The organism is Comamonas sp., assembly GCF_036666375.1.
GTDB lineage: Bacteria > Pseudomonadota > Gammaproteobacteria > Burkholderiales > Burkholderiaceae_C > Comamonas.
In genome coordinates this window covers 13,139-38,446 of sequence record NZ_JAVWWA010000041.1, presented here as the reverse complement: position 1 = coordinate 38,446, position 25,308 = coordinate 13,139, and the positions used below count along the sequence as shown (strand labels likewise).

Genomic DNA, 25,308 nt, shown 5'->3' with positions numbered 1-25,308 from the left:
ACCTTGACGTTGTAGTCGACGACGCGCTTGACGGGAACCATGATTTTCATATGCACTCCTTGATTGCTTTCAGACCGCCAGCGCCCGCCGGTTTCTGGGCTCCTGCAGCCGCCACACCATGAGCAGGGACAGCATCTTCACGAGCAGCGCCAGCCAGAAGATGATGTGGTAGCCGAAATACGTCGCAATGATCCCGCCCAGCAGCGGCCCTATCGCCATCATCAGATGCGAGGCCGTGTCGGAGACCGCGATCAGCATCGGCAGCTCGTGCGATTTGCCGAACTCCAGCACGAAGTTGTTGGACGCCACCTGATAGCCGCCAAACCCCGCGCCCAGTCCGCAAAAGGCAACGATGAACACCGCCAGCGAAGCGCCCCAGATCAGCAGCAGCGTGGCCAGTCCCCACAAGCCCATGCTCAGCAGAAACACCAGCCGGTAGCCACGGGCGTCGGCAATCTTTCCCCACAGCAGGTTGCTGATGGTCTGCGACAGCAAAAAGGCCAGCGAGAAATAGCCCAGCGTCGCGCCCGACAGGCTCACATACTGGCCGGCATACAGCACATAGAAAGGCACGGCCACCGTTCCCAGCGCCCCCAGTGCGCGCGCATAGAAGAACCGGCGATAGTCCTGGTCGGCTTTGAGCAGGCCGGGAATGTCCGAAATGCGCTGTAGGAAACCCGAGGACTTCTTGCGCACCGTGAGCGACTTGGGTTCGCGCACGAAGGTCAGCGCGCTGATGCCTATGCTGGTCAATATGAAGGCCAGCATGAAGGTCGAGCCATAGCCGTTGCCAAAGGCATTGGTGCCCACCAGATACTCCCCGCCCAGGTAGGCGACGCCCGAGGCAATCAATCCGCCCAGAAAGTTGCGCATGCCGATCAGCTTGCCGCGCTGGTTGGTGGGTATCACCTTGGACATGAGAAAGTTGAAGGCCACGCCCTGCATGCCGCCAAAGAATCCGAACAAGGCCAGGAAGATGCAGGCAAAGACCAGTGCCGCATTGCCGCTGAGCATGAAGGCGCTGAGTGCCAGGCAGAATATCTGCAGCCGCATCAGCCAGCCCACGGAATACACGACCTTCATCACCTGCTCGCGGTGCTCGATCAGCGTCGCGCTCCAGATCGACGACAGCGCCATGCCTATGAACTGCGCGCCCAGCGCCAGACCCACGGCCACCTTGGATTCGGACAGCAGGAAGATATAGGCCGGCACGAAGGTCGGCGCATGCATGAGCCTGAAGCCCGTCAGCCCCAGCATGCCGTGCGCCAGATTGGCGAGGAAATTGCGCGGCAGATCGCGCTGCACCTGCGCCTGGTAGGCCTGCTCCCGCTGCGCCACGCAGTCGGAGGGCGTGGAAAGTGCGGCCGGGCTGCTCATGGCACTGCCACCTGGCTGGGCATGACCGCATACGACATGCAGGCCTTCACCGGATGGGCCGCGTCGCAGGCCAGCAGCAGCCGCACGGCCTGCAGCCACGGCGGCTGCTCGCGTGTGCAGATGGCGATCGGATTGGCCAGCGCGCTGAATTCCCGGGCCAGCGTCGCATAGTGCGCAGCGTACTCGGGCGGCCGCGCATCAGTGGCCAGCTCTGCCAGCGCAAACGGATCGGGAGTCAGCGTCGACGCCGCATGCACCAGGGGAATGTAGGGGGTGGATGTAGCGCAGGTGCCGGCCAGCCCCGGTCCGTCGAGCAGCACCGCGCCACGCACCTTCTTGGGCCGCGCTCCGGCGATCAGCAAGGCGATGTACGCGCCCAGGCCGCGGCCGCAGACCGTGGCCGGCCCGATGCGGGCCAGCGCGATGTCCACATCGCCCATCAACACCTCGCAGCTGTAGCCCCCTCCTGCGGGGATCGAGGAGGCTCCATGGCCAGTGAAGTCCAGCGCATGTACCGCGCCCGGCCAGGCACCGTAAAGGCTGGGTGGGTGGGCGCGCGCGGACTCTCCCAGCCCGTGCAGCAGCAGCAGCGCATGGCTGCCGGAATTCTGGGCGGGCTGCAGGCAATGCAGCGCCAGGCGGACTCGGCCGTGCTGTAGATATTCAGTCATGAGCGTAGGAAGTCGATGATGAGATCGGCGGTCTGCCGCGGACGTTCGATGTGAATGAAGTGGCCGGTGTCCGGCATTTCAATGGCCCGGGCCGACGCAGGCAGATAGTCAATCAGGTCCGCGAGCTTGCAGTCCCAGCCCATGGGCTCGTCTATGGTGCTGAAGAGCGCCAGCAAGGGAACCGGAAAGCCTGGCAGGCGATCTGTCATCCAGCGCGAGCGCATCACCCCAAAGCCGCCGGGACGGATCGCGGGATCGAGCTTCCAGCGCCAGCCATCTTCCTGTTCGTAGGCCCCCTTGCTCACCAGATAGCAAAGCCATTCATGGCTTTGCCGCGGATTCAGACGCGCGCGCCGCGCCGCCAATGCCTGCAGGTCTCCCGGCTTGCGCTCGGCCTCGGGCGAAAGGTGGCGGTTGTCCAGCCATTTCGAAATCACCTCGGGCGTCATGTAGCGGCGCTCGTGCATTGCCGTGTCGGGATGGGGGCTGCGAAAAGGCATGCCGTCTATGCAGGCAAAGCGGGTGAAGCGGTGCGGCAGGGCTTCGATCGCATGGATCAGCAACGATCCGCCCTTGCTATGGCCTATCACCGGCATGGGCTGCCTGGAAACGGCATCGGCCACGCACAGCAGATCGCGTTCATCCGCCATCCAGCCATACAGCGCTGCCGGTGACGAGTCGCCATGGCCGCGGTGGTCATAGGACACCACGCGGTAGCCGGCGTCGGCAATCAGCGGTGCAAACACATCGAACGTGCGCGCGAAGTCCAGCGCCCCATGGACCAGCAGCAGCGGCGGAGCATCGGCGCAACCCCATTCATAGGTGGCGATCTTCACGCCAAACACATCGACGGCCCCCTGCCGGTCCGGGGGCCTGGCCCCGGGATAGGAATGAAAGACCCTGTCGTCCGGCAAGACCTCGGCCTGCGCCTCGTCCCGCAAAGAGGTTTCCTGAATGCCCGACATGCACGCTCCTGTTCGTTAGCGTCCACCACCCTCAGTCTTATATCCAAGGCATGGCCATTAGGTTCAACAACACTTTTCCAGCAAGAAATAAAACCAATAAAAACAAGTACTTAAAAGACAAATACGTAAAGATGAATTCAGATTTCAATCATTCGTATATTTTTTAGATTTATTGGTATGGACGAATGCTAGCACAAAGAAAAAATTGATGCTGACGCAATGCAGGCCAGAAAAGCACCACCCGCGCCCATCCGAAAAACCCCGGCATACGCGTAAACCCCAGGGAAATTTCACCAAAAATTCAAAAAACAGACTTTTCGGTATGCACGAAAACCCTTGATGGCAAACCCTAGACAAGGCCTCAAAACCGGAAAACCTCTCTCTGAAAAAACCCAAATCACCCAGGAAAACCCTAGCACGCTACATACCGCCAACAGCATTTGACCATTTTAGAGTTTTCAGTATGATCGACCACAACCCCTGGAATGGCATGGCAGACCAAGGCTTCCAAGGGGTTCTTGCAGGGTCAGCAGACAGGTGCAAGGCCTGTCGTCCCGCAATCTGCGATGACCCAAGTGCACTCAGCAGCGATGAACGCGGGTCCTCAAGACCTTGAAAAAGGCCGATTCGAAATTCGAGTACAGGAGAGATACGGTGCGAAACGCAAAACCCGGTCCTTTTGGAAATTGGTCCCGCACGCAGCCGCAGGTGCTGCGCAGACAGACCGCAGACGCCCCTGGCGCTGGGAGAATCTGATGCAAGCCTATATATTGCGTCGCATCCTGGCGCTGCTGCCCACGATGCTGATTGCCAGCATCATCGTTTTCGTGATCGTGCGCATGGTGCCCGGCGATGTCGTCGATCTGATGTTGAGCCAGAACGATGCCGGCTCCAACAAGCTCACGCGCGACCAGTTGATGGAGACGCTGGGTCTGGACAAGCCCATGTGGCAGCAGTACAGCAGTTGGATCAGCCGCCTGCTGCTGCACGGCGATCTGGGCGATTCGCTATGGCAGGGGGATTCGGTGATCGGCATGATCGCCGACCGCCTGCCGGTCACGTTCGAGCTGGGCCTGCTGGCGATGCTGATTGCGCTCACGGTGGCCATTCCCGTGGGCGTCTACTCGGCCGTCAAGCAGGACACCGCTGGCGACTACGCCACGCGCTCTTTCTCGCTGCTGATGCTGGCCGTGCCAAGCTTCTGGATAGGCACCATGGTCACGGTCTTTCCCTCGATCTGGTGGGGCTGGTCACCCGAAATCCATTTCACGCCCTTCCTCGAGGACCCCTGGGCCAACCTGCAGCAGATGCTGATTCCCGCGACCATCCTGGGCCTGTCGCTGTCGGCGATCACCATGCGCATGACGCGCACCATGATGCTTGAAGTGCTGCGCCAGGACTACATCCGCACGGCGCGCGCCAAGGGGCTGAGCGAAATGCTGATCCTGACCCGGCATGCGGTGCGCAATGCGCTGATCCCGGTGATCACGCTGATCGGCAGCCAGGCACCCATCCTGATCGGCGGCGCGGTGATTCTCGAGCAGATCTTCGTGCTCCCCGGTATGGGCCTGCTGCTGCTCGACGCGGTCAACCAGCGCGACTACCCCGTCGTCACGGGCGTGTTCTTCATCGTCGGCATCAGCGTGATGCTCATCAACCTGCTGGTCGACCTGAGCTACGGCCTGATCGATCCCAAGGTCCGTCAGCGTTAAGGGAGGCACCCATGAAAACCCAGACCATTGCGCTCAACGTTCCCACAAAGACTGCCCAGCCGCGCCGCCCCGGCCCCCTGCGCAGCTTCATGCGCAAGCTGTTCCGAGAAAAACGCCTGGGCGCCGCCGGCGCCGTCGTGGCGATCTTCTTCCTGCTGGTCGGCATCTTTGCCGATGTGCTGGCCCCCTATGGAATGAACGAGGTCGACATGGGCGCGCGCATGCACGCGCCTTCCTGGGAACACCCGTTCGGCACCGACAACCTGGGGCGCGACCTGCTGTCGCGCTGCATCTACGGCGCGCAGATATCGGTGATCATCGGCCTGTCGGTGGCCGTGATCTCCACCACCATCTCGGCGCTGATAGGCATCATTTCCGGCTACTTCGGCGGCAGGATCGACATGCTGATACAGCGCTTTGTCGATGCCTGGATGAGCTTTCCCGGCCTGGTGGTGCTGATTGTCGTGGCCTCGGTGTTCGGCTCGGGCATCACCCAGATCATTCTCACGCTGGGGCTGCTGATAGGCATAGGCGGCTCGCGCATCGTGCGCAGCGCCGTGGTTTCGGTGCGCGAAGACATGTACATCCATGCCGCCAAGTCGATTGGCGCCTCCTCGGCGCGCATTCTCTGGCGCCATGTGCTGCCCAACGTCATTCCGCCGCTGATCGTGCTGTTCTCCTCCAGCGTGGGCGCCGCGATTCTTGCCGAATCGGGTCTGTCCTTCCTGGGCCTGGGCGTGCCGCCGCCCCATCCCACCTGGGGCGGAATGCTCTCGGGCAACGGCCGCACCTACATGCTGCAAGGCCCGTGGCTCGCGCTCGCCCCGGGCATCTGCCTGACGTTGGTCGTCTACGCGATCAATGTCTTTGGCGACGCCTTGCGCGACATGCTCGATCCCCGCATGCGCGGCACGCGCTAAAGCCCCGCCCCGCCCCCCATCAAGGAGACAAGAATGTACAAAGCATCGACGACGACCCTGAACCGCATCGCACTGGCCCTGACCCTGGCCGGCGCCGCCGGCATGGCCCTGGCCCAGGGCGAAGCACCCAAATATGGCGGCACGCTCAACTTTGCCAGCAGCAGCGCGGGCGTGGCGACGCTGTCCTGGGACCTCGCCGACTGGCAGGCCACGCTGCAGACCCGCGACACCGGCCAGTTCTACGAGCAGCTGTTCGCCGTCGACCTGTCCAAGGCCAAGAGCCGCGGCGGCAAGTATCCGTTCACCATCAGCGGCTGGCAGCCCACAGACGCGGTGCGCGGCGAACTCGCCGAAAGCTGGAGCTGGCCCACGCCGCTGACGCTGGAAGTCAAGCTGCGCCAGGGCGTGAAGTTTCCGGCCAAGAAAGGCGTGATGGAAGAGCGCGAGCTCGTGGCCGACGACATCGTCTACAACTTCAACCGCATGAACACCAGCCCCAAGCGCACCCAGGGCTACTACGACCATGTCGACAAGGTCGAGGCCACGGGCAAGCACACGGTGCTGTTCACCTTCAACAAGTACATCGCCGACTGGGACTACCGCTTTGGCAACGGCTTCTTCTCGGGCATCGTGCCCAAGGAAGTCGTGGCCGCGGGCGCGGGCAACTGGAAGAACGTCAACGGCACGGGCCCGTTCATGCTGACCAACGTGGCCCAGGGCAACTCGCTGACGTTCAGCAAGAACCCGGTGTACTGGGACAAGCTGACCGTGGCCGGCAAGAGCTACCAGTTGCCGTTCATAGACCGCGTGGTACACCGCGTGATCAAGGATGACTCCACCCAGCAGTCGGCGCTGCGCACCGGCAAGATCGACATCCTGTCGTCGATCTCCTGGGAAGCCGCCAAGGAACTCAAGAAGAGCACGCCCCAGCTGCAATGGAACCGCTGGCTCACGACCAGCGCGCCGCGCGTCGCGCTGCGCGTGGATACCAAGCCGTTCACCGATGTGCGCGTGCGCCGCGCGCTCAACATGGCGGTGAACAAGCAGGAGATCGTCGACAAGTTCTACGGCGGCGAGGCCGCGCTGTTCACCTTCCCCATGCATCCCGAATATGTGGGCTACCACCGGCCGCTCAATGAGCAGCCGGCCTCGGTGCAGGAGCTGTTCAAGTACGACCCGGCCAAGGCCAGGAAGCTGCTGGCCGAGGCCGGCTATCCCAACGGCTTCGCTTTCAAGATGCAGATCTGCAGCTGCAACGTCGAATCCATGGAGTTGATGCCGCTGGTTGCCGCCTACCTCGAAGGCGTGGGCGTGAAGATGGAGATCACGCCCATGGAATACGGCGCCCATCTGTCGGCAATGACCAGCCACACCAACGCGGCCGGCTACCTGACGACGATTCCCGATGTCAACCCGACCACCTCGCTGCGCATCAACTTCGGCAAGGACCAGGTCTACAACGCGCCGATGATGAACGACGCCAAGTTCGATGCGCGCGTCGCCGAGGCGATAGGCGAGCGCGACGAGCCCAAGCGCCAGCAGATGCTGCGCGAACTCACCACCCAGGTGCTCGACCAGGCGCCGGCCATCTGGATGCCCGCGCCCTACCGCTACACCGCCTGGTGGCCCTGGGTGAAGAACTACGGCGGCGAGATGTTTGTCGGCGCGGGCCGCTTCGCGCCCATCCACGCCCAGCTCTGGATCGATCAGGACCTGAAGAAAAAAATGGGCTTCTGAACGCCGGCCGCGCACCTTCCAACTTTCGACCCAGAGGCACAACATGGCAACTCCGGTACTGCAAGTGAAGAACCTGACCACGCGCTTTCGCACCGAACATGGCGAGGTCACGGCCGTGGACAACGTGTCGTTCGAAGTGCACGCGGGCGAAACGCTGGCCATCGTCGGCGAGTCGGGTTCGGGCAAGAGCGTGACTTCGATGTCGATACTGGGCCTGATCCCCAGCCCGCCCGGCAGGATAGAGCAAGGCGAGATCCTGTTTGAAGGCCAGGATCTGCTCCAGCTCGACGCCGAGCAGATGCGGCGCATACGCGGCGACCGCATCGCGATGATCTTCCAGGACTCGATGGCTTCGCTGAACCCGTCGATCACCATAGGCAAGCAGATCGCCGAGCCCGTGCAGCTGCACCGCCATGTTCCCTGGAGCCAGGCCTACGAGCGCGCCAGCGACCTGCTGACCCGGGTGCAGATTCCCGATGCCCAAAGCCGGCTGTCGGCCTATCCGCACCTGTTTTCCGGCGGCATGCGCCAGCGCTCCATGATTGCCATGGCCCTGGCCTGCGAGCCGCGGCTGATCATTGCCGACGAGCCGACCACGGCGCTCGATGTGACCGTGCAGGCGCAGATCCTGGACCTGCTCAAGGACCTTACGCAAAAGGACCAGACCGCGATGATCCTGATCACCCACGACCTGGGCGTGGTCGCGCGCTACGCTGACCGCGTGGCCGTGATGTACGGCGGGCGCATTGTCGAGCAGGGCTCGGCGCGCGACATCTTCGAGCAGCCACAGCACCCCTACACCCAGGGCCTGCTGGCATCGATTCCGCGCATCGACAGCGACCCCGACCAGCCCCTGCCGGCAATCGAGGGCATGCCGCCCGATCTGTCCGCCCTGCCCCCGGGCTGCGCGTTCTCGCCGCGCTGCCCGCGCTCCAGCCGCGACTGCGATGCCGCCCGGCCCGCGCTCACGCGCGTCAAGGAAGGCCACAGCAAGGCCTGTTTCAACACCTGAGCGGGAGTACGCAATGCAGCCAGAGATTCTCAAAGTCGAAGACCTCAAGATCCACTTCCCGGTGATGAAAGGCGTGATCTTCAAGAAGCAGGTGGCCACCGTCAAGGCCGTGGACGGCGTCTCGTTCTCGGTGCGCCGCGGCGAGACGCTGGGCGTGGTCGGCGAGAGCGGCTGCGGCAAGTCCACCACGGGCCTGGCGCTGATGCACATGCTGCAGGCCACCAGCGGGCGCATCCTGTTCGAAGGCGAGGAAGTCACGCCGTCGCAGATCAAGCAGTTCCGCAAGCGCGTGCAGATGGTCTACCAGGACCCCTATGGTTCTCTCAACCCGCGCATGAAAGTCAAGGACATCATCGGCGAACCGCTCGAAGTGCACGGCCTGGCCAAGGACCCGGAGAAATACCAGCGCCGCATCGCCGAGCTGCTGCGCATGGTCGGCCTGCTGCCCGACATGGCCGAGCGCTACGCGCATGAATTCTCGGGCGGCCAGCGCCAGCGCATAGGCATTGCGCGCGCGCTGGCGCTGGAGCCCAGCGTCATCGTCTGCGACGAGCCGGTCTCGGCGCTCGATGTGTCGATACAGGCGCAGGTGATCAACATCTTCAAGGAACTGCAAAAGCGCCTGGGCCTGACCTACGTGTTCATTGCCCATGACCTGGCCGTGGTGCGCCACATCAGCGACCGCATTGCCGTCATGTACCTGGGCCGCGTGGTCGAAGTCGCCTCGCGCGAGGAGCTCTACAGCCATCCCAAGCATCCGTATACGCAGGCGCTGCTGTCGGCCGTTCCCGAAGCCAACGTCGACGCCGAAAGCCGCAGGCAGCGCATCGTGCTCAAGGGCGAGATTCCCAGCCCGCTGCGCGTACCCGAAGGCTGCCGCTTCCACACCCGCTGCCCGGCCGCGATGGCGCGCTGCAGGACCGAGGACCCGGCCATGCAGGAAAGCGCCAGCGGCCATGCGGTTGCCTGCCACCTCTATCCGTGAAGACTTGTCCCTGAAGGAACTACCGATGGATGCCCAGACCTTTCCCGAATTCAGCACCAACTACCCGCTGCTGCTGACGACCTTCATGAAGCGGCCGGTGCGCTACTACCCCGACCAGATCGGCGTGGTCTACCGCAACCACATCAGCGGCGAGTACCAGCGCTTCACCTGGCGCCAGTGGCATGGCCGCGTATGCCAGCTGGCCAATGCGCTAAAGCAGCTGAAGATCGCCAGCGGTCAGCCCGGCAAGCTCGGCGACCGCGTGGGCACGATGTCGTACAACACCCATCGCCATCTGGAGATCTACTACGGCGCTCCCTGCTCCGGCGCGGTGCTGCACCCGATCAACATCCGGCTGTCCGAAGATCACATTGCCTACACCATCAACCATGCCCAGGACAGCGTGATCTTCGTTGACGACGTGGTGCTGCCGCTGCTAGAAAACATCTACGAGCGCATCAAGGACACGGTCAAGACCTTCGTCTACATGTCGGACAAACCGGGCCTGCCCGACACCCCGATTCCCAACCTGATCGAATACGAGCAGATGATTGCCGGCCAGCCCACGAGCTTCGACTGGCCCTACCTGCACGAGGACACGATTGCCACGCTGTGCTACACCACCGGCACCACGGGCCAGCCCAAGGGCGCGACTTTTTCGCACCGCCAGCTGTACCTGATGACGCTGCACGGCATGGCGCGCCAGAGCATCGCCAACACGCCCGACTTCGTGCAGGCCGAGCGCCTGGGCGAGAACGCCGTTCCCATGCTCAACACGCCGCTGTTCCATATCCATGGCTGGGGCTCGCCGTTCAGCACGGTGTTCAGCGCGCAGAAGATCGTTCTGCCCGGCACCTTCACCGTGCGCGGCTTCTGCGAACTCGTGGACCGCGAGAAGGTCACTTCGGTGGGCATAGTGCCGACCATCGCCGCCATGCTGCTGGAGTTCAAGGACTTCGACCAGTACGACCTCAGCAGCCTGGTCAATGTGGGCGTGGGCGGCGGCGCGCTGCCGCTGGGCCTCAAGACCAAGCTGGAAAAGGCCTTGCCCAACTTCCGCGCGAGTTCGGGCTACGGCATGACCGAGACCGCGCCGGTGGCGATAGGCGCCTTCGTCAAGAAGCACATGGTGGGCTGGTCCAAGGAGGCCATCGATGAAGTCATGGTCAAGACCGGCCTGCCCTCGCTGGGCCTGGAAGTCGAGGTCATGGACGAGCAAGGCCGGCCCGTGCCCTGGGACAACCAGACCGTGGGCGAGATCGTGATCCGCGGCCCCTGGGTCACGCGCGAGTACTACCAGTCGCCCGACAAGACCGCCGAGGTCTGGTACGACGGCTGGTTCCACACCGGCGACATCGCCAAGATCGATGCCGAAGGCTTCGTGGTGATTGCCGACCGCCTCAAGGACGTGATTCGCAGCGGCGCGGAAATGGTGCCCACGGTGCTGCTCGAGAATTTGATTGCCATGGCCGATTTCGTGCTTGAAGCCATGGTGGTGGGCGTGCCCGACCCGGTCTGGGGCGAGAAGCCCATGGCCGTGGTCAGCCTGCGCCCGGGCATGGCGGCCAGCGAGGACGATGTGATTGATTTCCTCGAGGAGCACGGCGTGCAGACCGGCAAGATCACCCGCTGGATGCTGCCCAAGCTGGTGGCCATCACGCCCGACATCCCCAAGACCAGCGTCGGCAAGTTCAACAAGAAAGCCGTGCGCGAGAACCTCGGGCATTTCCTGGCGATTGCCAAGGACACCGCGCGACAGCCGGCCTGAGCTGCGCCCCGCGAGGGGCGCCCCTTTCTCCCCCCGTTTTCAAGCACCGCGCGCCGGTGCCGGGGAAGCGTTTGCCCGATTTCAGGATTTCCACGTTTTCTTTCAAGGAGTTTCCATGCGCGAAGCAGTCATTGTCTCCACCGCCAGAACCCCGATAGGCAAGGCCTTTCGCGGTGCCTACAACAACACCCAGGCCCAGGAACTGGGCGCGCATGCCATCACGCATGCGGTGCGGCGCGCGGGCATAGACCCGAACGAAGTCGAGGATGTGGTGCTGGGCTGCGCCTCGCAGCAAGGCAGCAGCGGCGGCAACACCGCGCGCCAGAGCCTGCTGCGCGCCGGCCTGCCCGTCAGCGTGCCGGGAATGACGATAGACCGCATGTGCTCCTCGGGCCTGATGGCGATTGCCACGGCCGCCAAGCAGGTGATTGTCGACGGCATGCAGATTGCCGTGGGCGGCGGGCTTGAATCGATCTCGCTGGTGCAGTCGGGCAAGCCCAACACCCACCGCGCGCGCGATCCCTGGCTGGTCGAGCATATTCCCGCGCTCTATATGGCCATGATAGAGACCGCGGAGATCGTTGCCGAGCGCTATGGCATCTCGCGCGAGGCCCAGGACGCCTATGCCGTGCAGTCGCAGGCGCGCACCGCCCAGGCGCAGCAGGAAAAGCGCTTCGCGCGAGAAATCGTGCCGACCACCACGCTTTACAACGTGACCGACAAGCTCAGCGGCGAAGTCTCGCAGCAGACCATCACGCTGTCCCAGGACGAAGGCAACCGCCCCGGCACAAGCTACGAAGATCTGGCCCGGCTCAAGCCGGTGTTCAAGGACGGTCAGCGCATCCAGGAAGGACGCTTCATCACCGCGGGCAATGCCTCGCAGCTGTCCGACGGCGCCTCGGCCATGGTGCTGATGGAGGCGGCCGAAGCCCAGCGCCGCGGCCTGCAGGCGCTGGGCGCCTACCGCGGCATGGCAGTGGCGGGCTGCAATCCCGACGAAATGGGCATAGGCCCGGTGTTTGCCATTCCCAAGCTGCTCAAGCAGCACGGGCTGCGCATGGACGACATAGGCATCTGGGAACTGAATGAGGCGTTTGCCTCGCAGGTGCTCTATTGCCGCGACACGCTGGGCATTCCCGACGAACGCCTCAACGTCTCGGGCGGCTCGATCTCCATAGGCCATCCGTTCGGCATGTCGGGCGCGCGCATGGCCGGCCACGTGCTGATCGAGGGCCAGCGGCGCGGCGCGAAATACGGCGTCGTGACCATGTGCGTGGGCGGCGGCATGGGCGCGGCCGGCCTGTTTGAAATCTACTGAGGAAGCATTGCCATGACCGCCATCAACTCCGTGACGCAACTCCACCGCAGCGACCGCGTTGCCGTCATCTCCATCAACTTTCCCCCGGTCAACGCGCTGTCGGCCGCGGTGCGCGACGGCATCCATGGCGCGATGCAGGCCGCGCTGCAGGACTCCGCGGTCGACGCCGTGGTGCTGATCTGCGAAGGCTCCACCTTCATTGCGGGCGCCGACATCACCGAGTTCGGCAAGCCACCGGCCGGCGTGAGCCTGGGCGAAGTCCAGCGCATTCTCGAGGAATCATCCAAGCCGGTGATTGCCGCGATCCACGGCACGGCGCTGGGCGGCGGCCTGGAAGTCGCGCTGGTCTGCCACTGGCGCATTGCCGTGCCTTCGGCGCGCCTGGGCCTGCCCGAAGTCAACATCGGCCTGCTGCCAGGCGCCGGCGGCACCCAGCGCCTGCCGCGCATTGTCGGCGTGGAGAAGGCGCTGGAAATGATGACCTCGGGCAGCCATGTGGGCGCCGCCGAGGCGCTGGACATCGGCCTGATCGACGAGATGGCGCCCGAGGGCGAGCTGCAGGCCGAAGCAATTGCGCTGGCCCAGCGCGTGGTGGCCGAAAAGCGCCCGCTGCGCAAGGTGCGTGCGCAAAACGACAAGCTGCTGGCCGCGCGCGGCCAGCCTGCCCTGTTCGACAGGTTCCGCCAGGCTAATGCACGCAAGTTCCGCGGACTCGAGGCGCCCGAAAAGATCATCCAGTGCGTGGAAGCCGCCGTGAACCTGCCCATCGAGGAAGGCCTGAAGCTCGAACGCCAGCTGTTTGTCGAGCTGATGCAAGGCCCGCAGTCGGCTGCGCTGCGCCACTACTTCTTTGCCTCGCGCCAGGCCTGGCAGGTGCCGGGACTGTCCAGGGACACGCCGCTGCTGCCGGTCGAGACCGTCGGCATCCTGGGCGCGGGCACCATGGGCGCGGGCATTGCAATGAACTTCCTCAACGCCGGCATTCCGGTGCACATCGTGGAAACGCGCCAGGAAGCGCTGGACCGGGGCTTCAAGACCATACGCAGCAACTACGAGAACACGGCCAAGAAGGGCCGGCTGCAGGCCGCGGACATAGAGCAGCGCATGGCGCTGCTCAGCGGCTCGCTGGAGATGCAGCAGCTGGCCGAAGTCGATCTGGTGATCGAAGCCGTGTTCGAAAACATGGACGTGAAGAAGGACATCTTCCGGCGCCTGGACCAGACCTGCAAGGCCGGCGCCATCCTGGCGTCCAACACTTCGGCGCTGGACCTCAACGAGATTGCCTCGGCCACCACGCGCCCCGAGTCGGTGATAGGCCTGCACTTCTTCTCGCCGGCCAACGTGATGAAGCTGCTGGAAGTGGTGCGCGGCCAGCACACCAGCGACGCCGTCATTGCCACTTCCATGCAGCTGGCGAAAAAGATTGGCAAGGTCGCGGTGCTGGTGGGCGTGTGCCCGGGCTTTGTCGGCAACCGCATCCTGGCCCAGCGCCAGCGCGAGGCCAATGCCTTGATCATGGAAGGCGCCATGCCCTGGGCCGTGGACCGCGTGCTCTACCAGTTCGGCTTTCCCATGGGACCGTTTGCCATGAGCGACCTTGCCGGCCTGGACCTGGGCTGGAGCAAGGAGAAATCAAGCTCCTCGACGCTGCGCGAAGTGCTGTGCGAAATGGACCGCCGCGGGCAGAAGTCGGGCGCCGGTTTCTACGACTACGACGAAAAGCGCACCGCCGTGCCTTCGCGCCTGGTCGAGCAGACGATTGCCGACTTCGCCAGGAAAAAGGGGTTTGCCGCGCGCGAAGTCAGCGACGCGGAAATCCTCGAGCGCTGCATCTATCCCATGATCAACGAGGGCGCGAAGATTCTCGAGGAAGGCATGGCGCTGCGCGCCTCCGATATCGACGTGGTCTGGGTCAACGGTTATGGCTGGCCCATCTACCGCGGTGGCCCGATGTTCTACGCCGACCAGATCGGCCTCGACAAGGTGCTGGCGCGCATGCAGCACTTCGAGCAGCAGCTGGGCGCGCAATTCAAGCCCGCGAAGCTGCTTGAGGAGCTCGTCGCGAGCGGGCGCAAGTTCAGCGACCTCAAGCCGTCGAAGTAATCCTTTTGCATTGACCCATCAGACAGGGCATGGCCTGGCGGCCATGCCTTGGGAAAAACTCGCCCTTTTTTTCACCAGGAGCACATCATGGACCTCGAATACAAGGAAGAAGACCTGCATTTTCGTGACGAAGTCCGGCAGTTCTTCAAGGACCACCTGCCAACGGAATTAAGCGAAAAAGTCCGGCGCCGCCGGCATTTGCAGCGCGAGGACGCCGTGCGCTGGCACAAGATACTGGCCGAGAAAGGCTGGATAGCGCCGGGCTGGCCCGTCAAGTACGGCGGCACGGGCTGGAGCGCGATGCAGCGCCACATCTGGGCCGAGGAATACGCCAAGGCCTATGCGCCGCCCACGCTGTCCTTCGGCTTGAACCTTCTGGCACCCGTGCTGCTGGGTTTCGCCAGCGAGGAACAGAAACAGCATTTCCTGCCGCGCATCTACCACGCCGAGGACTGGTGGTGCCAGGGCTATTCGGAGCCGGGCGCGGGCTCCGACCTCGCGTCGCTCAATACCCGGGCGGTGCGCGAAGGCGATTTCTACATCGTCAACGGCCAGAAGACCTGGACCACGCTGGGCCAGCACGCCGACTGGATCTTCTGCCTGGTGCGCACCAGCACCGAAGGCACGAAGCAGACCGGCATTTCATTTCTGCTGATCGACATGAAGACTCCGGGCATCACCGTGCGCCCGATCATCACCATGGACGAAACGCATGAGGTGAACGAAGTCTTCTTCGACAACGTCAAGGTGCCCGTGGCCAACCTGGTGGGCGAGGAAAACAAGGGCTGGACCTATGCCAAATACCTGCTGGGCCATGAGCGCACGGGCATTGCCGCGATAGGCAACTCCAAGCGCGAACTCAAGGTGCTCAAGCGCCTGGCATTGTCCAAGCAGCTCAACGGCGCGCCGCTGCTGCAGGACCCGCAATTCGCCGCGCGCGTGGCGGATATTGAAATCGAATTGATGGCGCTGGAAATGACGGCCCTGTCGCTGGTCGCCGACGGCGCGAGCAGCAAGATCGGCCCCGAAGCTTCGATGCTCAAAGTGAAAGGCACGGAAATTTCCCAGGCCATCAGCGAAATGCTGCTCGAAGCCAGCGGTCCGTCGGGCCTGGCCTTCGATCCCGACTATCTGCACAACCGCAAACCCGCGCCCGATTCGGGCGAGGACGCGCTGGCCGCGCTCGCCGCGCATTACTTCAACCTGCGCAAGATCACCATCTTCGGTGGCTCCAATGAAGTGCAGCGCAACGTGATTTCCAAAATGATTCTGGGCCTGTAAGGAGAACACCATGGACTTTCGTCTTTCCGAAGAACAGCAGCAATTTTCCGAATCCCTGCAGCGCTGGATTGAGCGCGATTACTCCTTCGCGGACCGCAAGGAAATCATCTATTCGGACACTGGTGTGTCGACGCGCAGCTTCAATGCGCTGGGCGATCTCGGCGCGATCGCGCTGGCGATTCCTGAAAACGCCGGCGGCCTCGGAGGAAGCTCCGAAGACCTGATGATCGTGATGAAGGAGCTGGGCCGCGGCCTGGTTGTCGAGCCCTATTTCGCCACCATCCTGGCCTGCGACTTCCTGCGCCGCGGCGGCCGCACCGACGTGCTCGAGCAGGTCGCCGCGGGCAGCGTGAAGCTGGCCTGCGCGCTCAACGAGAAGGACGCGGGCCATGAACTCTTCAACATCACCACCGCGGCGAAAAAGGACGGTGACGGCTATGTGATCAACGGCGCCAAATGCGCGGTGATCCATGGCGCACAGGCCAGCGGCTGGGTGGTGTCCACGCGCACCAGCGGCGCGGCGCGCGACGAAGACGGCATCACGCTGTTCTACGTGCCCGCCAGCCTGGAAGGCAGCAAAGTCACCGATTACCGCACCTTCGACGGGCTGCGCGCCGCCAACATCGAATGGGCCAATCTGCGCTTGCCGGCCAGCGCGATGATCGGCGAGGAAGGCCGGGGCTGGGAAACTCTCGAAGCCGCGAGCGACTTCGGCGTGGCCATGCTCTGCGCCGAAGCCGTGGGCGCGATGGAAGCCGCCAATGCGCAGACGCTTGAATATCTCAAGACGCGCAAGCAGTTCGGCGTGCCCATAGGCACTTTCCAGGTGCTGCAGCACCGCATGGCGGACATGTTCATCCATGCCGAGCAGGCCAAGTCGATCACCGTCCTCGCTGCGGTCAAGGTCAACTCCGCGCCCGCCGAGGAGCGCCGAAAACTGGTCTCCGCGGCCAAGGTCCGCGTGGGCAAAGCATTGCAGTTCGTGGGCCAACAGGCCATACAAATGCACGGAGGCATGGGCATGACCAACGAAATGCCCATTTCACATTATTTCAAGCGGCTGACCGCCATTGAAATGACGTTGGGGAACACGGACTTCCACCGGAGTCGATTCACCAGACAGCCAGACTTCATGGCGGTCTGACTCCCGCGCCTCGTCACTAGATCCAGTCCATTCTGGCTGCATGCGCCGTCATGCCGCCCGGACTGGATTTTTTTATTCGGTCTATTCCGTTCAGGGAGTCTGAAATGAAAAAGTTCTTAGTGAGTTCAATGGTCTTGGCGGTCACAGGTTCCGCCTATGCGCAATCGGGCATGACCTTATCCGGCTCGGTCTATGCGGGGCTGGGATTCAATTCCGGCAACGCAGCGGTGCGCAACACGCTGGGCGGGCCCTCGTCCTTCATGTTCAGCGGCAAGGAGGATCTGGGCGGCGGGCTGTCGGCGCTGTTCAAGCTGGAAAATGCCTTCAACGCCGACACCGGCAGCACGGCCAGCAGCACGTTCTTCGACAAGCAGGCGTTTCTGGGCCTGCAGGGCGGCTGGGGCACGGTGCGCATGGGCCGGATCTACACGCCGTCGTTCGCCACTCTGGCGCTGGTCGGCGATCCCACCGGCACCTTTGGGGTGTTCACCGCCACCAACCTGATGGACAGCCATGGCGTGCGCATGAACAACGGGATCATCTACAACAGCCCGGGCTTCAACCCCTGGACCTATGCGCGCCACGGAGTCTTCGGCGCGCTCGCGCATTTCTTCGGCGAATCCTCCACCGGCGGGTCGTCGCGCAACAGCGCGACGGGATTCAACCTCGGCTACGGCACGGCAGCGCTGGTGCTGGAGCTCTCGCACCACCGGAGCAATCTGCATACCGATGCCACGCTGGACGTCGATTCCAAAAGCACTATCCTCGCGGCCAATTACAAGTGGGCCGCGGCAAAACTGTTCTTTGCCTATTCGGACAACTCGGCGCGCAACATCATCAGCCAGGCACGCACCAAGGACAACACCGACTTGCTGCTGGGATTCTCCTACCCCTTTGCCCGCGGCTTGCTGTCGGGTTCCTATATCCGCAAGGACAACAAGCTGCTGCCGCAAAACGATGCCTATCAGCTGGGCGCCATGTATGAACACTTTCTGTCCAAAAGATCGAAAGTGACGCTGGGCTTTGCCAGGATCCACAACCGCAATCCTGCGCGCCCGCACCGGGTCGTGAACGGTTATGCCGGCACCACTGCCGCCAACGCCGGCACCACGGCAATCACGCTGGGCATGACGCACAGATTCTGATTGCGCCACGCGCCGGACAATGGGCAGACTCCCCTGCCCATTGCGCGTTCAGGCACTCAGCAGACCGTAATACATGGGCTTGACATACAGCACGTCGACATTGATGTTTTCCGACCCTGGCACCCATTTGTCCAGCGTCAGCGAACCGTTGATCATGCCCACCACCATCATCGCGGCGACCGATTGGTGGGTGGCGCGTATGGAGCCGTCCATCATGCCGGCGGCAAGAAAATCCTGCATGTTCTGATAGAGCTCGCGCAGCGGCCTGATCTTTTCATGGAACAGGCTGTAATCGGAAATCTGGCTCCAGGCCGAGGCCCGCAACAGCGGACCCTGCTCGGAAAAATGGTACTTGAGCAAGGCGCGCGAAAGCGCCCCCAGCTTTTCCAGGCCGCTGCCTTCGTGCCGATGCACGGCCGCCTGGTAGCCGTCCAGCACCGCGCGGGTGCGCTCAATGCACTCGGCAAACAGATCTTCCTTGCTGGGAATATGGTGGTAGAACGAGCCTTTGGTGACGCTCAGGCTGGCAGAAATGCGGTCAATGGAAGCACCGCTGTAACCCGCTTCATTGATCAAATGAATGGCCGCCACCAGAAAGCCCTGGTTGGGCGACTCGGGGATATGGAATTGCGCGAGCTTGGTGTCGATGACATTGCGCTCCCAGGGCATGTGCGGCGAGGCGATGCCGTTGAGCATGATGTCGACGACATAGAAGCGGATGCGGTCATGGCTTTCGACGCTGTAGCTGCCCATCCAGATGCGGCACCACTGGATCTGCGTCAGAAACAGATGCGTGCGCAAGGTCAGCATCATGCGATTTTCGGAAGTGATGGCGCCGTCGGCCAGAAGCCCGCGCACCCGCCGGAACATGTTCTTGTAGCGGTCGAAGACGATCTTCGTATAGGAGCTGTCGAGCTCGGCCGCATCGCGGAACGTCATGATCGCCGGGTAGCTGCCATTGGCGCACTCCGACAGTTTCTTGAAGAACTCGTCGATGAAGCGCCGGACTCTTTTCTCCGGCGTCGTCTCGCTTTCGGCCAGCGCCGTGATCATGTCGAATGTCTGAACGGTGTGCATCAGGCACTCGAAAACCAGATCTTCCTTCTTCTTGAAATAGTAGGTGATGCTGTTCGTGCTCAGGCCCACCTGCCTTGCCACCTCGGACAGCATGGCGCCCTTGATGCCATGCTCGTCGAACAGCTTGGAGGCGACATTGATGATCGCCTCGCGTTTCTTCATGTAGCGTCCGGTATTGCGCTCTGTCGTAGTGCTGGACTCCATGCTCATAGTATTTTCGCTTCGCCACATGAAAAACAAGTCGGATGACGCGAACCCCTTGTCAAAGCGCGCCTTGATCGCTCCCGGCAGTTGCGCGCTTGCGCGTCAGGCCGTGCGGCCTGAACTGAGTGCAGAAAAAGCCTGACTCATGAAGCCCTGGCGTGCGGCAAACCTTCTGCATGGCCGCGCGCGCCAACGCCAAGATTCGTATTTTAGTTTTTCTGGTATCCCGCTTCGTTACTTTCTCCAGACACTGTAGAGGCAAATTTCGTCGATTTGGCCGAATCGCATATTTTTTCGTCCTGTCGAAATGCCGCTTGTCAAATGGCACGGGGTGGGACTGGAGCGGTGATGCGCTTGCCAGGGCATAGCCTTCACGAGGCCGGCGCGCGCGCCACGGGCAATCGCTGTGCAGCGGCCTCTTGATCGCGCCGACAAGCTGCTGGCGCAGCTTCGGCAGCGCCAGTGTGGGCCTGCGGCCACGGCACCCCCTTCTTTCAGCCACATTGCGCCCATGCGCAACAACCCCCTTGCGCCGGAAAAAATCATCGACTATCCTCGGCATTCGGAATATTGCTAATATATTTACAGTCTATTTAAAGATTGATTCCGCTTTCGGCAGTTGCGTCGTTTGCCGCGCTTGCCGAAGGTGCCCACAGCGAGTTTTTTCACAAAGGTGGTTTTCTATGAGCACGAACATCTTCACCGGCACCATTCCCGCACTCATGACACCGTGCACGCCGGACCGCACGCCTGACTACGATGCACTCGTTGCCAAGGGCAAGGAACTCATTGCGGCAGGCATGAGCGCCGTCGTCTACTGCGGCTCCATGGGCGACTGGCCGCTGCTCACCGCCGAGCAGCGCCAGGAAGGCGTGGCCCGGCTGGTGGCCGCGGGCATTCCCGTGATCGTCGGCACCGGCGCGGTCAATTCCAAGGAAGCCGTGGCCCACGCCGCGCACGCGGCCAAGGTCGGCGCCCATGGCCTGATGGTGATTCCCCGCGTCATGTCGCGCGGTGCTTCCGCAACCGCGCAGAAAGCCCATTTCTCCGCCATCCTGGAAGCCGCACCCAACCTGCCCGCTGTCATCTACAACAGCCCCTATTACGGCTTCGCCACGCGAGCCGACCTGTTCTTCGAACTGCGCGCCAAGTACGCCAACCTGATCGGCTTCAAGGAGTTCGGCGGCGCGACCGATCTGCGCTACGCCGCGGAACACATCACCTCCAAGGACGATGCCGTGACGCTGATGGTGGGCGTCGACACCCAGGTGTTCCACGGCTTCGTGAACTGCGGCGCCACGGGCTCCATCACAGGCATAGGCAACGCCCTGCCCAAGGAAGTGCTGCACCTGGTCGAGCTGTGCAAGAAGGCCGCCCAAGGCGATGTCGCCGCGCGCCGCCAGGCGCAGGAACTGGAGTCGGCGCTGGCCGTGCTGTCTTCGTTTGACGAAGGCACCGATCTGGTCCTGTACTACAAGTATTTGCTGGTGCTCAACGGCCAGAAGGAATACACGCTGCACTTCAACGAAACCGATGCGCTGACCGACTCGCAGCGCCGCTACACCGAAGCGCAGTACCAACTGTTCCGTGACTGGTATGCCGCCTGGTCCAAGGACCTGGGCCGCTGATCCTCTGGCTGCAAGCTCCCTCACGGGAGCTTTTTTTTGGCGCGCGCGCCGCCGGGCCAGGACGCGCGCAGGCGCCAGGGCAGCGGTCTGGATGGCGCCATTTGGTGCGGATGCCTTGTGCGAAGCGCACCAGCGCTGTGCAGTCAGCGCCTGAAGACGGTGCATCGTGAGGGGCATGGACGGATGCTGCGGTCCATCCAGCCGCTTGCCCGCCCGAAGGCCTGCAGCAGACAGCAGCAGGTATGGTTTGTGCTAGTACAACATAAAAATGTGTCAAATATATTTCCAGCATCTTTGCACCGCCTGATGAAAGCCCAACCATGCAAGCCAGCTCTGAACCCGGCCTGTACGCAGCCCTCAGGAACGCGCGCCATGCCGATCGGCGCAGCACTGCGCGGCGATCCCAGGGAAACACCTATAGGCCAGCCTGCCCAAGGCTCTTAATATATTTGACATATGTTTGAGTTGTGGGCAGTTTGTTTCACTTCCTTTTCCAAAAAACCAGAAGAAGCCTCATGGACGATATAGCCAACTCTTCCACTGCCCTCAACCCTCCACCGCGGCCCGTGCGCTGGGTGCTGGACGCCTCCGATGCGCTTCTGCGCTTGGAGCGCTGGCTGCTGACTTTCCTGATGAGTCTGCTAACCCTGCTGATCCTGGTCAATGTCGCCACGCGCTACAGCGGCATGCCGATCTACTGGATAGACGAAGCTGCGGTCTATACGGTCGTCTGGCTGACGTTTGTCGGTGCCTCGGCGATGACGCGCCTGCGGCTGGACTTCGCGGTCACGATGCTCACAGAGAAGCTGGGAGCGCGCAACGCACAGATCGCCAAGGTGATCGCCACGGGCGGCGTGCTGTTCTTCGCGCTGGCACTGTTCGCCATGTGCTGGATCTGGATGGATCCCGTGGGCATCGTCAGCAAGGGCTTCGACGCCAAGGAATACGCGGCCGAGTCCTTCAACTTCCTCTACACGGAGCGCACGCAGACGCTCGAATGGCCGGTGTGGGTGCTGCAACTGATCATGCCGATCTTCGCTGTCTGCATGAGCCTGCACGCCTTGGCCAACCTGCTGGAAGACCTGCACCTCGCGCCCCAGCGCCAACACCCTGCCTTCCAGGCAGCCAACCCCGAAGCGGTGAACTGACATGCTGACCTCCCTCTTCTTCATCGTCATCATGCTGGTGGGCGTGCCCATCGGCCTGTGTCTTTGCCTCTCGGGCATCTTCTACATCTACAACACCGGCAACCCGGTGCTGCTGCAGTCGTTCGCCACGCAGATGTTCGCCGGCGTCGACAGCTACGGCCTGATTGCGATCCCGCTGTTCATCCTGATCGGTGAAATCATGAACAGCGGCGGCATCACGCGCCGGCTGGTCGATCTGTCGATGGCGTTCGTGGGCTCGATCAAGGGCGGCCTGGCCTACGTGAACATCCTGGCCAACATGCTGGTCTCGTCCATCATCGGCTCGGCCACGGCGCAGGTCGCGATCATGTCGCAGGTCATGGTTCCCGAGATGGAAAAGCAGGGCTACGACAAGACGTTTGCCGCGGGCCTCACCGTGTACGGCGGCATGCTGGGCCCCATCATTCCGCCATCGGTGATGTTCGTGGTCTACAGCGTGCTGGCCCAGGTGGCCGTGGGCGACATGCTGATTGCGGGCATTCTGCCGGGCATCCTGCTGACGGTGCTGTTCTTCGGCGTGATCGCCTGCATGGGCCTGGTCTACAACTACCCGCGCAGTGCCAGGCGCACGCTGCGCCAGCGCGCCATGACGGTGCTCACTTCCAGCCCCACGCTGCTGATTCCGCTGGTGATCGTCGGCTCCATCCTGACCGGCCTGGCCAATCCCACCGAGGCCGCGGCCGTGGGCGCGGTGAGCGCGGTGCTCGTTGGCCGCTACGTGACGCGCGAATTCAAGTACTCGGATCTGGGCGCCATCATGCTGCGCTCGGCCATCTACTCGGCCATCGTGCTGTTCCTGGTGGCCGCGGCCTCGGTGTTCTCGTGGCTGCTGATCTACGGCAAGATTCCGCAGGAGGTCGCCGCCTGGATACAGACCGTGGCCAAGGACCCGATCACCTTCTTGCTGCTGGTCAACGTGATCCTGCTGGTCATAGGCACCGTGATCGACGGCATTCCGGGCCTGATCATGACCGCGCCCATCCTGCTGCCCATCGCCACCGAGATCTACCACATCGACCCGCGCCACTTCGGCGTGGTGATCGTCATCAACCTGGTGCTGGGGCTGATGACGCCGCCCGTGGGCCTGAGCTTCTTTGTTGCCGCGGCCGTCACCGGGGCCAAGCCGGGGCGCATGTTCATCGTCACGCTGCCGTTCTTCATCATCAGCGTGATCGCGCTGATCATGCTTTCGCTGTTCCCCAGCCTGTCGCTGGGCCTGCTGAACTGACCGTTTCCCCGCTCTGCCTCGATTCCTCCCCTCTCTACGGAGTTTTTCATGACACTCAACCGTCGCCACTTTCTTCAGACCTCGGCCGTGGCCGCTGCGCCCCTGGCCTTCGTGACGCCTTCGCGTGCGGCAGCAGCCAAGGAATTGCGCCTGGGCATCATCACGCCCGCAGGCCATTCATGGAACCGCGCGGCATTGCAGTTCGGCGAGGCGCTGTCCAAGGCCACCAACGGCCGCCTCACGGTGACCGTCTTCCATTCGGGCCAGCTGGGCAATGAGTCGGTGATGATGCAGCAGATGCAGTCCGGCGCGCTGGACATGGGCTGGATACAGGCGGCCGAACTGGGCACGCGCGTCTCCAGCGTGGCCTCGATCAACGCGCCCTATCTCGTACGCTCCACGCCCGCGGTCGCCAAACTGGTCAAGACCCCCGCGGCCCTGAAGCTGCTCGAAGTGCTGCCGCGCGAGACCGGCTGCGTGGGCCTGGGCTGGGGCATCACGGGCATGCGCGTGGTGTTCTCGAACAAGGACATCAAGACGCCCAATGACCTCAAGGGTCTCAAGATCCGCATCAACCCGACGCCCGTCTACCGCGACTTCTACCAGTACTTCGGCGCCGCGCCCACGCCGATTCCCACGCCTGCGGTGTTCGATGCGATGACCAACGGCCAGGTCGACGGCCTCGAAGCCGACGTGGAGTTCTCGTGGAACCAGCGCTTCGACAAGGTGTCGAAAGTCATGATGCCGATGAACGCGCTGTTCATGCCTTTCGCCCCGCTGTTTTCCGGCCGCGTCTGGGCCACGCTGGACACCAAGGACCGTGACCTGATTCGCCAGCTGACCACGCAGGCGCTCGACGCCCAGATCAATGACATCGTCACCACCGAAGCCGGCCTGCTGGAGAAGTTCAAGAAGGAATCGATCGCCATCCGCGATCTGAGCAACTTCGACACCAAGCCCGCGATCGACGCCTTCGACAAGATCTGGCTGCCCAAGGCGCCGCAGATCGCCGAGCTGCGCGCCGTCGGCGCAAAGCTCTGAGCCGCGGCTGAAAAAAAGGGGTGATGGCCTGGCCATCACCCCTTTGTCGTTGCGACAGAGCGCACGCGAGCGCCCGGTGTTCAGCTTTCGATAATGCGCTTGGCAAAATCCTCGAGGTAGTCCATCAGGCGGTTGGCGCCGGTGATCGCCGCCGCCTCATCGCCCGTGGCAATGCCTTGTGCGAGTTCCAGATGCGCCTGGGCGCCCGCGATGATGTCGCCTTCGTGCTGGTACGCATACCAGAACCGGCGGCATTGGACGATCAGCGGCGTCACGCACTTCACGGCCGAACGGTTGCGGCTGGCCGAGTGGATCACTAGATCGAGCTCATGGTCGCCGCGCATGTATTCGTCCAGATTGCCGCGCTCGGCAGCGGCCACCATTTTCTCGGCGCAATGCACGATTTCCTTGCGCTGCGCCGCCGACGCGCGGCGCGCGGCGCAGGCCGCGATCAGATTCTCCAGCACCCGGCGCGTCTGTATCACGTCGAGATGCTCCGCCAGATCGATGTTCGAGACCAGCAGGCCGCGGCGCGGTTGCTGGACGATCAGGCCGATCGAGATCATGCGCAGCAAGGCTTCGCGCACCGGCGTGCGCCCCATGCCAGTGCGTTCGGCCAGTTCGGCCTCCACGATAGGGCTGCCGGGCTCGAGCTGCATGGTCGACAGCATCGCTTCGATGGCATCGTAGGCAAGGTCCGCAGCCCGGCGTTTGGCCGGAACCGCCGCCTTGACCTTGGCAGTGGAAGACTTCGCGCGCGAAGCTGTGGATTTGAAAGGAGTCGGCATCAGATGAAGGATTCTTT

At 62.9% G+C, this 25,308-nt stretch carries 20 protein-coding genes; 15 read left to right on the top strand and 5 right to left on the bottom strand.

All coding sequences use genetic code 11. The features are described from left to right. Positions 1-69 precede the first annotated feature (69 nt). From RR928_RS12135 to RR928_RS12125, 3 genes are read right to left on the bottom strand one after another with little or no spacing between them, the layout of a single operon-like run. Positions 70-1,377 carry an MFS transporter gene (locus tag RR928_RS12135; RefSeq protein ID WP_332548307.1) on the bottom strand — a complete coding sequence of 436 codons (1,308 nt, stop codon included), beginning with the start codon at positions 1,375-1,377 and terminating at the stop codon, positions 70-72. Further along, positions 1,374-2,048 (bottom strand): alpha/beta fold hydrolase, encoded by a 675-nt coding sequence (locus tag RR928_RS12130; RefSeq protein WP_332548308.1) that lies wholly within the window; start codon positions 2,046-2,048, stop codon positions 1,374-1,376. The genes RR928_RS12135 and RR928_RS12130 overlap by 4 nt, the downstream gene beginning before the upstream one ends. Further along, on the bottom strand, positions 2,045-3,013 hold the full coding sequence (locus RR928_RS12125) for an alpha/beta fold hydrolase (RefSeq protein WP_332548309.1): 969 nt from the start codon (positions 3,011-3,013) through the stop codon (positions 2,045-2,047). Before RR928_RS12125 ends, RR928_RS12130 begins: the two co-directional genes overlap by 4 nt. 755 nt (positions 3,014-3,768) lie before the next feature. On the opposite strand from RR928_RS12125, the gene RR928_RS12120 reads away from it, so the two are divergent. From RR928_RS12120 to RR928_RS12070, 11 genes are all read left to right on the top strand, one after another. Continuing rightward, the gene (locus tag RR928_RS12120; RefSeq protein ID WP_332548310.1) at positions 3,769-4,725 is read left to right on the top strand and encodes an ABC transporter permease; all 957 of its coding nucleotides are present in this window, start codon (positions 3,769-3,771) and stop codon (positions 4,723-4,725) included. A gap of 89 nt (positions 4,726-4,814) precedes the next feature. Continuing rightward, entirely contained in the window at positions 4,815-5,645 is an 831-nt protein-coding gene (locus tag RR928_RS12115) for an ABC transporter permease (protein WP_332537384.1), read from the top strand. A 33-nt stretch (positions 5,646-5,678) separates the two neighbouring features. After that, on the top strand, positions 5,679-7,382 hold the full coding sequence (locus RR928_RS12110) for an ABC transporter substrate-binding protein (protein ID WP_332537336.1): 1,704 nt from the start codon (positions 5,679-5,681) through the stop codon (positions 7,380-7,382). Positions 7,383-7,425: 43 nt separating this feature from the next. Continuing rightward, positions 7,426-8,394, top strand: coding sequence for an ABC transporter ATP-binding protein (locus RR928_RS12105; protein ID WP_332537338.1), 969 nt, complete (start codon positions 7,426-7,428; stop codon positions 8,392-8,394). Positions 8,395-8,407: 13 nt separating this feature from the next. Beyond that, positions 8,408-9,379, top strand: coding sequence for an ABC transporter ATP-binding protein (locus RR928_RS12100; protein ID WP_332537340.1), 972 nt, complete (start codon positions 8,408-8,410; stop codon positions 9,377-9,379). Between the two features lie 25 nt (positions 9,380-9,404). Further along, the gene (locus tag RR928_RS12095) at positions 9,405-11,147 is read left to right on the top strand and encodes a long-chain-fatty-acid--CoA ligase (RefSeq protein WP_332537342.1); all 1,743 of its coding nucleotides are present in this window, start codon (positions 9,405-9,407) and stop codon (positions 11,145-11,147) included. A 115-nt stretch (positions 11,148-11,262) separates the two neighbouring features. Then, positions 11,263-12,465 (top strand): acetyl-CoA C-acyltransferase, encoded by a 1,203-nt coding sequence (locus RR928_RS12090; protein ID WP_332548311.1) that lies wholly within the window; start codon positions 11,263-11,265, stop codon positions 12,463-12,465. Between the two features lie 12 nt (positions 12,466-12,477). Further along, a complete protein-coding gene (locus tag RR928_RS12085) occupies positions 12,478-14,568 on the top strand; it encodes a 3-hydroxyacyl-CoA dehydrogenase NAD-binding domain-containing protein (RefSeq protein WP_332537346.1) in 2,091 nt (696 codons plus the stop codon). A gap of 87 nt (positions 14,569-14,655) precedes the next feature. Beyond that, positions 14,656-15,849, top strand: coding sequence for an acyl-CoA dehydrogenase family protein (locus RR928_RS12080; protein ID WP_332537348.1), 1,194 nt, complete (start codon positions 14,656-14,658; stop codon positions 15,847-15,849). 10 nt (positions 15,850-15,859) lie between these two features. Next, positions 15,860-16,993: an acyl-CoA dehydrogenase family protein gene (locus RR928_RS12075; protein WP_332682653.1), complete on the top strand. Its 1,134-nt coding sequence runs from the start codon at positions 15,860-15,862 to the stop codon at positions 16,991-16,993. 104 nt (positions 16,994-17,097) lie between these two features. Next, complete coding sequence (locus RR928_RS12070) at positions 17,098-18,138, top strand: porin (RefSeq protein WP_332682651.1); 1,041 nt, start codon at positions 17,098-17,100, stop codon at positions 18,136-18,138. A gap of 48 nt (positions 18,139-18,186) precedes the next feature. Here the strand turns inward: RR928_RS12070 and RR928_RS12065 are convergent, their stop codons facing one another. Continuing rightward, on the bottom strand, positions 18,187-19,419 hold the full coding sequence (locus tag RR928_RS12065; protein WP_332537354.1) for a TetR/AcrR family transcriptional regulator: 1,233 nt from the start codon (positions 19,417-19,419) through the stop codon (positions 18,187-18,189). Positions 19,420-20,102: 683 nt separating this feature from the next. On the opposite strand from RR928_RS12065, the gene RR928_RS12060 reads away from it, so the two are divergent. The 4 genes from RR928_RS12060 to RR928_RS12045 all read left to right on the top strand — a co-directional run bounded on the left by RR928_RS12060 (position 20,103) and on the right by RR928_RS12045 (position 24,503). Further along, entirely contained in the window at positions 20,103-21,047 is a 945-nt protein-coding gene (locus RR928_RS12060) for a dihydrodipicolinate synthase family protein (RefSeq protein ID WP_332537356.1), read from the top strand. A gap of 515 nt (positions 21,048-21,562) precedes the next feature. Then, a complete protein-coding gene (locus RR928_RS12055) occupies positions 21,563-22,195 on the top strand; it encodes a TRAP transporter small permease (RefSeq protein ID WP_332537358.1) in 633 nt (210 codons plus the stop codon). A gap of 1 nt (position 22,196) precedes the next feature. Continuing rightward, positions 22,197-23,462, top strand: a complete 1,266-nt coding sequence (locus tag RR928_RS12050) for a TRAP transporter large permease (RefSeq protein ID WP_332537360.1) — start codon at positions 22,197-22,199, stop codon at positions 23,460-23,462. A gap of 48 nt (positions 23,463-23,510) precedes the next feature. After that, positions 23,511-24,503 (top strand): TRAP transporter substrate-binding protein, encoded by a 993-nt coding sequence (locus RR928_RS12045; protein ID WP_332537361.1) that lies wholly within the window; start codon positions 23,511-23,513, stop codon positions 24,501-24,503. Between the two features lie 80 nt (positions 24,504-24,583). Here the strand turns inward: RR928_RS12045 and RR928_RS12040 are convergent, their stop codons facing one another. Then, a complete protein-coding gene (locus RR928_RS12040; RefSeq protein ID WP_442881483.1) occupies positions 24,584-25,291 on the bottom strand; it encodes a GntR family transcriptional regulator in 708 nt (235 codons plus the stop codon). Positions 25,292-25,308 lie beyond the last annotated feature (17 nt).